Genomic DNA, 316 nt, shown 5'->3' on the forward strand with positions numbered 1-316 from the left:
GAGTTGCCGCCCAGGTCGAAGAAGTCGTCGTCCAGTCCCACCCGGGCGATACCGAGCACATCGGCGAAGATCCCCGCCACGATCTCCTCCACCGGCGTGGTCGGCGCACGGAACACCGCGACCTCGAACACCGGCGCGGGCAACGCCCTACGATCCAACTTGCCCGAGGCGTTCAACGGGAACTCCTCGAGCACAACGAACGCCGCGGGCACCATATACGCAGGCAACCGCCGCGCCAGCTCCGCACGAACTACGTCGGTATCCACCACCGCATCCCGCGCCACCAGATAGGCGACCAGCTGCTCACCAGTACGCG

General features: G+C 66.8%; 1 protein-coding gene. It reads right to left on the minus strand.

The window, feature by feature from the left end; genetic code table 11:
• The coding region (locus tag ACX4ZE_RS23280; protein ID WP_480275607.1) for an AMP-binding enzyme at positions 1-316 on the minus strand (316 nt) is incomplete at both ends.

The sequence above is a fragment of the Nocardia sp. TBRC8007 genome (assembly GCF_056629435.1).